9 protein-coding genes are annotated in these 12687 nt (G+C 39.0%); 3 read left to right on the forward strand and 6 right to left on the reverse strand.

Annotation, left to right across the window (positions count from 1 at the left end; translation table 11 throughout):
* Positions 1-84: 84 nt before the first annotated feature.
* Positions 85-771: a SprT family zinc-dependent metalloprotease gene (locus tag I6F50_RS17735; RefSeq protein WP_331458734.1), complete on the reverse strand. Its 687-nt coding sequence runs from the start codon at positions 769-771 to the stop codon at positions 85-87.
* Positions 772-1060: 289 nt separating this feature from the next.
* On the opposite strand from I6F50_RS17735, the gene I6F50_RS17740 reads away from it, so the two are divergent.
* Together I6F50_RS17740 and I6F50_RS17745 are read left to right on the forward strand one after the other, a co-directional pair.
* The gene (locus I6F50_RS17740) at positions 1061-4393 is read left to right on the forward strand and encodes an MHYT domain-containing protein (protein WP_165740682.1); all 3333 of its coding nucleotides are present in this window, start codon (positions 1061-1063) and stop codon (positions 4391-4393) included.
* 3 nt (positions 4394-4396) lie between these two features.
* A complete protein-coding gene (locus tag I6F50_RS17745) occupies positions 4397-5389 on the forward strand; it encodes a two-component system response regulator (protein WP_165728206.1) in 993 nt (330 codons plus the stop codon).
* Here I6F50_RS17745 and I6F50_RS17750 read toward each other — a convergent pair.
* Both I6F50_RS17750 and I6F50_RS17755 read right to left on the reverse strand, forming a co-directional pair.
* Positions 5386-5826 carry a VOC family protein gene (locus I6F50_RS17750; RefSeq protein WP_024590998.1) on the reverse strand — a complete coding sequence of 147 codons (441 nt, stop codon included), beginning with the start codon at positions 5824-5826 and terminating at the stop codon, positions 5386-5388. The genes I6F50_RS17745 and I6F50_RS17750 overlap by 4 nt on opposite strands.
* Position 5827: 1 nt before the next feature.
* On the reverse strand, positions 5828-6484 hold the full coding sequence (locus I6F50_RS17755; protein WP_165726322.1) for an HD domain-containing protein: 657 nt from the start codon (positions 6482-6484) through the stop codon (positions 5828-5830).
* 139 nt (positions 6485-6623) lie between these two features.
* On the opposite strand from I6F50_RS17755, the gene I6F50_RS17760 reads away from it, so the two are divergent.
* Positions 6624-7814 carry a class I SAM-dependent methyltransferase gene (locus I6F50_RS17760; RefSeq protein WP_197118892.1) on the forward strand — a complete coding sequence of 397 codons (1191 nt, stop codon included), beginning with the start codon at positions 6624-6626 and terminating at the stop codon, positions 7812-7814.
* Between the two features lie 30 nt (positions 7815-7844).
* Here the strand turns inward: I6F50_RS17760 and I6F50_RS17765 are convergent, their stop codons facing one another.
* From I6F50_RS17765 to hrpA, 3 genes are all read right to left on the reverse strand, one after another.
* The gene (locus tag I6F50_RS17765; protein ID WP_007581065.1) at positions 7845-8141 is read right to left on the reverse strand and encodes a PilZ domain-containing protein; all 297 of its coding nucleotides are present in this window, start codon (positions 8139-8141) and stop codon (positions 7845-7847) included.
* Positions 8142-8150: 9 nt separating this feature from the next.
* Positions 8151-8531, reverse strand: coding sequence for a PleD family two-component system response regulator (locus I6F50_RS17770; RefSeq protein ID WP_007581064.1), 381 nt, complete (start codon positions 8529-8531; stop codon positions 8151-8153).
* Between the two features lie 75 nt (positions 8532-8606).
* Complete coding sequence (gene hrpA / locus I6F50_RS17775) at positions 8607-12494, reverse strand: ATP-dependent RNA helicase HrpA (RefSeq protein WP_197118893.1); 3888 nt, start codon at positions 12492-12494, stop codon at positions 8607-8609.
* Between the last annotated feature and the right edge of the window lie 193 nt (positions 12495-12687).

Consider the following 12687-nt stretch of genomic DNA (forward strand, 5'->3'; position numbering starts at 1 on the left):
TATTCCTATATTCCTATATTCCTATATTCCTATATTCCTATATTCCTATATTCCTATATTCCTATATTCCTATATTCAGTAACATCAAAACACCCACTGTAAACTCATACCATTTTGTTTTAACCAATTAGATGATGTTTTGTAATCGGGGAAAAACGCCTCTACTCGCTGCCAAAAAGCTTTGCTATGATTTAAATACTTTAAATGGGCAAGCTCATGAACAATCACATAATCTATAGCGTGGTAAGGAGCACCTATAAGATGTAAATTAAAAGTGAGTTCTCGCTTGCTATTACAACTCCCCCACTTTCGTTTATAAACACCTATTTTTAAATCATTTGGCAACTCTTCACCCATTTGAGTACAGAAATACGCTAAACGCATTTCTATGTAAGCAATAAGCTGCTCTTTTAAATAAGTCTCTAATAGCTGTCGATACTTTTGATTAGTGTTTTTAACTCGAGGAGATATTGTAATAAGTAAGTGGTCATCATACGGGGTTACTTTGGAATCTTGGCCTGAGTCCAATTTCAAATAAATAGTTTCTGAAAAAACACTTATTTTTTTAGATTCAAAAGGGTACTGCTTAGTGTCATCAATTGACAATTGTTTTTTTAATTGTTCTGCAACCCACTCTTGTTTGTCAAATAACCAAGTATCAATGTGTTTTTTTGCGACAAAATGTGGCGCATACACAGTTACCTTTTGACTATGCACTTTTATTGCGACTGTTTTGCGTCTAGTACTCTTTTTTAGTTGATATTCAAACACGACCTAAACTCTAAATATTGCATCCGTTTATATAATCCATATTACCATCAATTTTAAACTCTTAGGCATACAGTCGCACCTAACTCCTAATCCACTTTATTATAATAAGCTATAGATTGAGCCGTCTGTTTTATTTGAATTGAAAGTTAAAATATTTTATTTACTTCAATAACAAAAAATAAATAAACTTGGTTAGAATTCGTCACTTTATAGCGCGATTAGAAATAACGGTTCATTTATTAGTAAATTAGATTAAACTTGTAAAATAAAGATTATATTTCGAGCCGTTATGCTATCAGCTTTCTTCATTACAGACCAAGATCCAAGCCTAATACTCAATGGGGTTTACGACCCTCTTCTAGTCTCAATGTCTGTATTAATAGCCATTTTTGCTGCTTTTTTTACTACAAAGCTCATTGATTTAGCAAAAGAGACTAAATTCCCTCGTTATCAACGTTTAGCAAATATAACCGCAGCAACTGTATTTTCTTCTGGTATTTGGAGTATGCACTTTATAGGTATGTTAGCTTTTTCGCTATGTACTAATATAAGCTACGATCCAACAATCACACTACTCTCTTTTCTTCCTGCTTTATTAGCATGTCAGTATGCAGTATCAATACTTGTAAATAGTGATGGAAACTTTAGAGTGCTCAGCATTTGCTCCATCTTACTAGGGGCTGGTATTGGTACAATGCATTACAGCGGTATGGCTGCAATGGAGCTTTCCCCAATGTTGCGCTATGACCCACTGACCTTTGGCCTTTCAATTTTAGTTGCCGTCGCTCTTTCGTTTATAGCGTTATATAGCCGCTTTAATCTTGAAAAATTTTTTCCAAAACTATCATACCTACAAAATAGAGCCATCAGCGCTACAATATTAGGCTTTGCTGTTGCTGCTATGCATTATATGGGCATGGCATCTACACGCTTTGTTGCAACATCTCCTCTTTTATATGACGACGCAAATGCTTCTGCTGGGCTCACTTTTGTAGCCATCGCGGTTGCAACTGCAACGATTGCCATTACAAGCGTAGTAGCGGTACTTAATGGCATGGTCAGATATAAAATGTTACTTGAAGAAAAGTCAGCCGACGAGTCTCGCTTAAACGCAATTTTAGGCACAGCCATTGATGGAATCGTAACGATTGATCACACCGGCATTATTTTGAGCTTTAACGAATCAGCCAGTAAAATTTTTGGCTGGCACGAAAATGAAGTACAAAATCATAATATTAAAATGCTAATGGATGATGCTATCGCGATGCATCACGATAGCTACCTTTCTAAAGCTAAAAATATTGATTTAGGTAAAGTAATCGGTGTTAACCGTGAAATTTTTGCAAAGCATAAAAATGGCCACTTATTCCCGATTCGTTTGGGGATTGGAGAAGTTAATCAGCCAGGGCAAAATCCTCTATACGTAGGCTTCATAACAGACTTATCAGAGCAACGAGCTTTACAAAAAAGCCTAGAGGAAAAAGAACAAAAGTATCGCTCTTTAATGGATAACATGCCAGGTGTGGCTTTTAGGTGTAAATTTGATGATAACTGGACCATGCTTTTTATCAGCCCGAGCATCAACGAGTTAACGGGTTATAACCCTAATGAATTTACTGAACATTGCATTGAATTTAACGATCTAGTTTTAAAATCAGACCAGCAACCTATTGTAGATGCCGTCACAAAAGCCGTAGAAGAGAAACGTCAGTATTCAATCGAATACAGAATTCGCCACAGAAGCGGTAAAATCTTATGGCTTTTAGATAAAGGCAGCATCGACTTTGACCCCCAAGGCCAAGCAAAGTGGATTGATGGTGTTTTAGTCGATATTACAGAACGCAAAGAATATGAAGAAAAACTAGAGCAAGCTAAATTTAAAGCTGAAGAAGCTGCTTATGCAAAGCAATCTTTTATGGCTAATATGAGCCATGAAATACGCACCCCTATGAATTCTATAATAGGTTTTAGTGACTTGTTAATGGATACCCCACTTGATCAAGAACAACAAAAACATTTAGTGACCGTAAATAATGCAGCGCGTTCATTACTTAGATTATTAAATGAAATTCTCGATTCCGCAAAACTAGAGCGCGGTAAGCTCACTATTGAGCCAATACACTTTAGTTTAAAGCCAGTAATAGACAGTATTATTTCTACTTTTTGGTTAGAAGCTAAAAAGAAAGATTTAGAACTTAAACTTCATATTAAAGAATCAGTAAGTGCTACTTATTACGGTGACCCAGATCGACTCAGGCAAGTACTTACTAATTTAATTGGTAATGCTATTAAGTTTACCGAAAAAGGCTCTGTTACCGTAACTGTTGCTATAACACAAAATCAGCATCTGTTTTTTGAAGTGCAAGATACCGGTATTGGTATTGCAAAAGATCGTATTCAAGCAGTGTTTCAACCTTTCGAACAAGCCGATGGTACTACTACTCGCCGTTTTGGTGGTACAGGTCTTGGTACTACCATAAGCAAACAACTTGTAGAGCTTATGGGCGGAACAATAAACTTAGTAAGTGAGCTAGGTAAAGGCACCTGCTTTTACTTTTCATTGCCGCTTACTTTAGGTGACGAAACTAAAATAGATCATTTTGATGGTCTACACACACAACTGCCTGCACTTAGGGTGTTAGTAGTTGACGATATAGAGCAAAATACAGAACTACTTTCTTTACTCCTGTCACGCGATCAACATGCAGTTACCAAGGCATCTAACGGACTTGAAGCGATTAAAGTATTTGAAGAACAAGACTTTGATGTCATTTTAATGGATATACATATGCCATTGTGTGATGGCATAGAGGCAACACAAAAAATAAGAGCAATAGAAAATCAAAGACAAATTAAATACACGCCAATTATCGCGCTCACAGCCAGTGTATTACAACAAGATAAGCTTACGGCTAAAAAAGCAGGCATGAATGGCTTTGCAAATAAACCCGTCGATATAAATCAGCTAAACCAAGAAATAGCACAAGTGCTTGGTCTTGGTATTGCAAAAGAAATGGTTATATCGCAAAGCGATCCTAAAGCGCAGCATATAGATTTTGAAAAAGGGTTAGCCCTTTGGGGTTCTAAGTGTAAACAACTTACAGAGATTACTAAATTTATTAGTGACAGTAATAAACGGTTCGAAACATTATTCAGTGATAAATTATCAAACATAAAAGATGTCGATAGCACCATTCACACACTTAAAGGTGTTGCTGGTAACTTAGGTCTAATAACATTAATGAAGTTATTAACCGATTTAGAGCAAAAACAAAGTGACGCTAAAGTTATTAGTACTTTAGAGGATATAAAAAACGAGCTACTTGTCATCTCACAATTGCTATCATCTAATACTTGCGATAAGCCAAGTAGTAAGCCTGAAGATAATAGTTCTGACACGCTATCAATTGATGAAATTAAGTCACTGTGTAAGACGCTTTATCAAGATGCACAAAATGCAGAGCTAAATGATGAGCTATTAGCAAAGCTGCAACGCGGCGCACCTTCAATCTATAAAAATGAAGTTGATGCTATAGCCGAGGCCTTTGATGAATTTGATTTTGATAAAGCACACGTAATACTAGAAACCTTACTTGAAAAACTAACAAACAATGAGTATTAATTAATGGATTTTACAACAGATAGGCCACGAGTATTAATTGTTGACGATGAGCCTGCAAATCTAAAAGTAATGCGCGAAGTGTTAGGTAATCAATATCGTATGTCGTTTGCTAAATCGGGTGATGCCGCATTGGCACTACTTGAAAAAGAACTACCAAAGCTAATCTTGCTCGACATAATGATGCCAGATATGAATGGTTTTGAAGTATGTCAAATAGTTAAAGGTAACCCTAAAACATCACACATCCCAATTATTTTTGTAACTGCACTTGGTGATGAAAGCGATGAATATAAAGGTTTTGAGTTAGGCGCCGTAGATTATATTACTAAGCCAATAAGCCCTGCTATTGTAAGAGCTAGAGTTAAAACTCACTTGTCGCTAGTGCAAGCTGAGCAATTAAAACAAGCACATGTAGATTTAGTACAACGCCTAGGCCGTGCTGCTGAATATAAAGATACTGACACTGGCGAACATATAGTGCGTATGAGCCAATACAGCAAAGTATTAGCATTAGCGCTAGGTATGGATGAGCAAAGTGCAGAGCTTTTACGCCAAGCCGCCCCAATGCACGATGTTGGGAAAATTGGTATCCCTGATGCTATCTTACTCAAGCCAGGAAAGTTAACTTTTGAAGAGTTTGAACATATGAAGAAACACGCCATAATTGGTGCACAAATATTAGCAAATTCTTCATCGCCATTATTACAACTCGCTCATAAACTTGCTATTGAACACCACGAAAAATGGGATGGTTCAGGCTATCCTAACGGGATCAAAGGCGAAGAAATATCAATTGAAGGTAGAATTGTTGCCGTTGCTGACGTTTTTGATGCTCTGACTTCAAAACGCCCTTATAAAGAGGCATGGAGTGTAGAGAAAACAGTTTTGCATATGCAAGAGCAAGCAGGAGCTCATTTTGATCCCGCTCTAATCGAACTATTTGTGAAAAACTTAGACGATATTCTTGCTATAAAAAATTCAAATCAAGAAAGCTAATTCTTTTTAGCGCTGTGAGAGCCAAGCTCAACATTTGGATAGTAAGACTTTATATAACGATAGTCATGTGAGGTAATTTCATGGCTATTACCGCTTTCATCTTTAAAGTACATAGAAAACGTTACACCATGATCCGCTAGCACTGCTTTTATGTTTAAACCCTCAAGATGATTACGCCATTGAATAAATTGATCCCCTGAGGCCAAAAATGCAATCCCTTTACTACGCCCCTCACCTTCAAAAAGTGCTAAACGAGTTGTTGAACTAGTATCTTCAAGTGTTAAAGGGCCGCGTCCGTCCTCATCCCAAAAGGCAAGCTCGGGTACTACACTAAAACCTAAAACACGCTCATACCACTTAACGGCATCAACCAAGTTATCAACATTTAAATGGCAATGATCAATCCCAGATAATTTAGGTATGCTTGTATTATTCACGTTACTCACCTATTTCTGACTTTAATTGCTCTAAAAAGTCATGCATATACCTTGTACGCCTGTTCGCTTCTGCTTTAGCAGATGGCGTATTCATACTATCGGCAATATGTAATAACTTTATAAAAAAGTGATCAAGCGTGTATGTTTTATCATCAGCCTCGCGTTCAACACAAAAAGGGTCTTCTGGATTATACAATAACCGAGAAATTGATCCGCCTACTTTCATGCAGCGACTCACCCCAATAGCGCCCAATGCATCCATTCTGTCAGCATCTTGTACTATTTGCGCTTCAACTGTTTTAATTTTTATATTTGCGCTGAAACTATGAGCGGCAATGGCATGATGAATCTCATCAAAAAGTGACTCGTCATAATTAATAGATTTTAAAAATTCCAATGCCTTATCGGCTGCCATAGTAGAGGCTTTTGCACGATCAGGATGATTTTTAGCCACCGCCACACAGTCATGCATCCACGCTGCAGGTAATACAACTGACATGTTTGCCTGCTCCGCATTACATAACTGTATTGCAACGCGCACCACTCGCTCTATATGAGTAATATCGTGAGCTACATCGGCATGCACTAAAGAGGTTATAAATTCTCTACATTGTGAATTAAGTATTTTTAAATCGGGGCTTAAAACGGCGTCAGGCACTATTAGGTTCCAAAAGCTAATGAATCGATAAATTATCCGTACTTTACCGTGCTTTATGCCCACCTTGCAAAACATTCATTGTATGTTGCTCCTTGCTTGACTAAAATACAGCGCTTATTTATTACTACTGAGAAGCCTTATGTCATCTGCCGTTTACCTACAAGCTGGTCGCGATAAATCATTAAAAAGAAAACACCCTTGGTTATTTTCAAAAGCCATCAAAAAAATTAAAGGTAAACCTGGATTAGGCGACACAGTAACGATTCACGATAGCGAAGGTAAGTATTTAGCAACTGCTGCTTACAGCCCTCACTCACAAATTCGTGCACGTGTTTGGAGCTTTGACGAAAAAGAAGTAATCGATCAAAACTTTTTTGAACGCCGTTTACGCCGCTCATTAGAAGCACGTAGCCAAGTAATTGAAGAAGGCGGGCTCACAGGCTTTAGATTATGTGCTGCGGAGTCTGATTACTTACCAGGCGTTACAATCGATAAGTTTGATAACGTGTTAGTGTGTCAGCTACTAAGTGCGGGTGCCGAGCGTCATAAAGGCGAGATTGTTGGCGCGTTGATGTCTATTTTCCCAGGCTCTAGCATATACGAGCGCTCAGACGTAGAAGTACGCACTAAAGAAGGCTTAGAGCCAATAAAAGGCGCTCTTTGGGGTAATGCACCAACACAGCCGGTACTTATTGAGGAAAACGGTTTTAAAATTGAAGTCGATATAATTGATGGACATAAAACGGGCTTTTATTTAGACCAGCGCGATAGCCGCGCCGCACTTGAGCGCTTCTCAAAGGGTAAAACGGTACTTAACTGTTTTAGTTATACAGGTACATTTTCGTTGTACGCCCTGCGTGGTGGATGTGAGCATGTAACTAACGTAGATGTATCTCAACCCGCTTTAGATACAGCAAAACGTAATGTTGAACATAATAACTTAGATTTAAATAAAGTAAGTTTTGTTAAGCAGGACGTATTTAAGTTACTACGCCAATACCGCGACGAAGGTAGACAGTTTGATACCATCGTAATGGACCCACCAAAGTTTGCTGATAATAAAGCGCAGCTAACCGGTGCGTGTCGTGGTTATAAAGATATCAATATGATTGCCATGCAAATACTAAAACCAGGTGGAACATTACTAACGTTCTCATGCTCTGGTTTAATGGAACAAAACTTATTTCAAAAAGTAGTAGCCGATGCAGCACTTGATGCAGGTAAAGACCTACTTATAATGGAGCGATTAAACCAGGCAGCTGATCACCCAATTGCTGGCAGCTACCCTGAAGGCTTTTACTTAAAAGGCTTAATCTGTAAGGTTTTTTAATATCTACTATTGAGTTTAACTGGATTCAAGTTAGTTAAACTGAATGATTTCAAGACCTGCTGTTACCGTGCCATCATCTTCTTTGCTGGCACGTATTACTTTTGCTGTTGCATTTAAAGGCGCAATACTTGGGTGAGTCGAATCAATGTTCACCGTCAGTAATGTATTAGGTTCAAGTAATTCATCTAAATGAATTGATAAACCTGTTGCACTTAAATCCACGCACTCTGCGGCAAAACTTAAACCCGCTATTGGTTCTATCGTTGTTAAATTTGCAGGTGTATTGATCTGCATGCGTCTAAAATTTCGCTTATCATCAGTAAACATACGTTACCTCTAAAAAACCGTGTTAATTTCTTCCAACAAAGCACCCACTGAAAATGGCTTTACAACATATGCGTTACAACCAGCGTCAAACCCTGCTTGTTTTTCAGATGGAGACTCTAGGCCCGATACCATAACAACAGGAATATTTTTTGTTTCAGGTGTGTGTTTTAGCATTCGGCATGTATCATAACCATCAAGACCAGGCATACAAACATCAAGCAAAATTATATCTGGCGGACTCGCAATTGCCGATGCAAGACAGCTTTGCCCTGAATCTGCATAACTAACATCAAATTTCGACGCGAGTGCTGCTTTGAGCATTTCAAAATTAAAATACTCGTCGTCTACCACTAAAAGTCGCTTTGTTTTATGTTCAATCGATGAGGACATAACTATGTCACTTCCTTTTCAAAACAAAAATAAATCCTCCTATTAAGGTACTAAGCTTAATAGAAAATGCAAGTTTTATTCTATCTCTTTTATCGCATTGAGTACCCGTTTAGCAGATATTGGGTAAGGCGTGCCAAGTGTTTGAGCAAATAGCGACACTCTAAGCTCTTGTTGCATCCAAAAAATAGCGGTTACTTCTTGTGGAATAGGCAAGCCTTTAGGCGTTTTATTAACTACTTTTTTGTACTCTTGAGCAACTTTATCCAACTCTAGTACGCATAACCTATCACGATTTGGATCCACAGGCAGCTTCTCTAAACGTTTTTGAATCGCTTTTAAATAACGAATTAAATCCGTTATTTTATCTGCGCCATGCGCGCTCACAAAACCTTTAAATATAAGTGACTCAAGCTGTGATTTTATATCGCCATGCGCGGTTATCATGGTTAAATCAACGCGCCCTTTCATTTTTTTATGCAGTGCGTGCGCAATACTTAATACTTGCTCAACTTGCGTTGCAATCGATACAACGGCATCACCTAGCTCACCTCGTATTTGCTCTTTTACTGTTTCAAATGCTTTTTCGTCGCGTATATCGCCGTGTTTCACTAATAAGCTATCAACACCTGCGGCGATACAATCATCAATTAAATCAGCTATTTTACCAAATGGATTAAAGTACAAACCCAGCTTTGCCTTATTCGGTAAGTTTTGTTGTAAGTACTTAATTGGCGACGGCACATTTAACAATACTAAACGGCGCAAACCTTGTTGATGCGCTTGCTGCGCTTTTGCTTCACTATCAAAAAGCTCCACTGCAGCGGCTGATTTTTTATCCACCAGCGCAGGGTATGCTTTTATTTCGTATTGACCTTGTTTTTTAACATATGACGCTGGCAGCTCACCAAAGTCCCATTGTGTTAGGTCTGATTTTTCAATGCCTTTATCGGCTACTTTAGACAGTGTTTCGGTTACTTCACCTTGCAGCTCTGCTTTAAGTTTGGCTAAATCAAGTCCACGAGCAAGTAACTTATCGTGTTCATCACGTACTTCAAACTGCAATCGTAAATGCGGTGCAAGCGCGGTTAAATCCCACGCTTCTGCATCAACTCTCACACCTGTCATTCTTAATAAGCGCGTAGCTAAAGCATCAATTAAGCTACCTTGCATTGGCTCAATAGCTGCAAGTACTGCATCTGCATAATTTGGTGCTGGCACAAAATTACGGCGAAGCGATTTAGGCAATGACTTTATAAGCCCACTTATTAGCTCATGTCTAAATGCAGGTATATGCCAGTCAAAACCACTCTCTTGTACTTGATTCAACAGTGCTACCGGTATTTGCACCGCAACACCATCAACCGCTTGTCCTGGGTCAAAATGATAAGCAAGCGGTAATATAATATTGTCTTGCTGCCATGTGTCAGGGTAGTCAAACTCAGTGATATTACTTGCACCATGCTGCATTAGCTCTTCACGGGTCATGTGTAAGTAATGTTTATTTTGTTGTTTTTGTGTTTTATACCATTTTAAAAATGCAGCGCGGTTATTAATTTCTTTGGGTATTTTTTTATCGTAAAACTCAAATAACGTTTGCTCATCAACTAAAATATCACGACGACGAGACTTATTTTCCAGTACTTGAATATCTTCAATAAGCTCACTGTTAAACGCTAAAAAGCCCTCGTTTAAGCCCAGCTCTTGCTCAACTAATGCAGTGCGTACAAAAAGCTCTCGGCTCACTTTAGGGTCAATATTGCTATAAACACAGCGGCGTTTATTTACAACAAGTAAGCCGTACAAAGTTTGCTGCTCAAACGCGATTACCGCACCTGGCTTTTTCTCCCAGTGTGGCTCTGTGTAGCTACGTTTTACTAAATGCTGTGCTAATGGTTCTACCCAGTTAATGTCTATTTTTGCATTTGTGCGGGCATATAATTTACTGGTTTCTACCAGCTCCGCTGACATGATCCATTTAGGACTCTTTTTAAATAAACCTGAACCCGGAAAAATATGAAACTGACTATTACGTGCACCTTTGTATATTTGCTTCTCATCTTTAAAGCCAATATGGCTCAGCATTCCGCTTAATAACGCTTTATGAACAAGTTCGCCATCAGCCGCTTGGCTGGTTGCTTTCATGCCCATTTCGTTACACACAGTACTTATTTGATAAACAATATCTTGCCACTCACGCAAACGCATATAGGCTAGGAAATCTTTTTGACACAGCTTTCTAAACTGGCCGTTAGTCAGCTCGCTTTGCTGCTCTTCTAAGTAATTCCATAAGTTCAAAAAAGCGATAAAGTCTGAATCTGGGTCGTCAAAGCGACCGTGTTTTTCGTTAGCTGCAGCACGTTTTTCTTGCGGGCGTTCGCGTGGATCTTGAATCGACAGCGCCGCCACAATAACAATCACTTCACGCAATGCGCCAAGTTTGTGAGCTGTGAGCACCATTTTAGCTAAACGAGGGTCTACCGGTAATCGGCTGAGTTCTCTACCTGAAGCGGTTAAACTCGTTTTACTATCACGTTTGTCTGGTTTTACTGCTTGTAGTTCTTCTAATAACGATAAACCATCACTTATATTACGGCTATCTGGTGCTTGCACAAACGGAAATTGCGCCATATCACCAAGCCCGAGTGCCAACATTTGCAAAATAACTGAGGCAAGATTAGTACGCAGTATTTCAGGGTCGGTAAACTCTGGGCGCGATAAAAAATCATCCTCAGAGTACAAGCGAATACAAATACCCGCTTCAACACGTCCACAACGACCCATACGCTGATTAGCACTTGCTTGCGATATAGGTTCTATTGGCAGGCGCTGAACTTTTGTACGATAACTGTAGCGGCTTATACGCGCAGTACCTGGATCTATGACATAACGAATACCAGGCACGGTTAGTGACGTTTCGGCTACGTTGGTCGATAAAATAATATGACGACGAGAATGTGGCGCAAATATACGGTTTTGCTCTGCGTTAGATAAGCGCGAGTAAAGTGGTAATACATCAGTGTGTTTTAAATTACGCTTGCTAAGTGCATCAGCGGTATCGCGTATTTCACGCTCACCGTTTAAAAATATCAGTATGTCGCCAGGACCTTCCGCGCACAGCTCGTCAACAGCATCAAAAATACCTTGTAGCTGATCGCCCTCGGCTTCCATATCTTCTTTATTAATATCGGCCGTTGGGTTGTAACGCACATCAACAGGGAAAGTACGGCCCGATACTTCTATAATGGGCGCATCATTAAAATGCTTTGAAAAGCGCTCAGGATCGATGGTTGCAGACGTAATTATTATTTTTAAATCGGGACGTTTTGGAAGTAGGTTTTTTAAGTAACCTAAAATAAAGTCGATGTTTAAACTACGCTCATGCGCTTCATCTATAATTATGGTGTCGTATTGGTTTAAAAATCGATCTTGCTGAATTTCTGCCAGTAAAATACCGTCAGTCATGAGTTTAACGTACGTATTATTAGAAACCTGATCGCTAAAACGAATTTTAAAACCGACTTGCTGACCAAGTTCGCACTTCATTTCTTCAGCAATACGGTTAGCCACCGTTCGCGCAGCGAGTCGGCGTGGTTGAGTATGGCCTATTAAGCCATCAACACCACGACCAAGCTCTAAACACATTTTAGGTATTTGAGTTGTTTTACCTGAGCCCGTCTCACCGGCAATAATAACCACTTGGTTATTTGCAATGGCGTCTTTAATTGTTTCCTTTTTTTGACTTACTGGCAATTGCTCAGGGTAAGTCACTTTAGGAAGGCCCGCTAAGCGTTTATCGCGTAATTCTTGGCTACGGGTTATATCAGCCGCTATTTTTTCAAGCGCGTTGGCATGCTTGTTTTCATCCGTTATTTTTTTTACGCCATGTAAGCGTTTTTTGAAAATGAATTGATCTTTTTTCAAGCACGTTTTTAGCTCGCCAAACAACTGACCTAGGTTTACCACCCGCATACCTTACAAAATTAGTTAAAGAGCCATAATTGTATCAAATTAAACGGCCGGGGTTAATCCTACAAAATGCATAACACGGGGTTGTTTGTTATATAAACGCTGCGATTCACCTAAACTGCGAATAATAAATCTATCTCAAGCAGTTATTTTCAGCGCTAACTGCACTGAAAATAACTGGCTAGCAATA

The sequence above is a fragment of the Pseudoalteromonas sp. NZS127_1 genome (assembly GCF_015864295.1).
In the GTDB taxonomy this organism is placed as follows: domain Bacteria; phylum Pseudomonadota; class Gammaproteobacteria; order Enterobacterales; family Alteromonadaceae; genus Pseudoalteromonas; species Pseudoalteromonas arctica.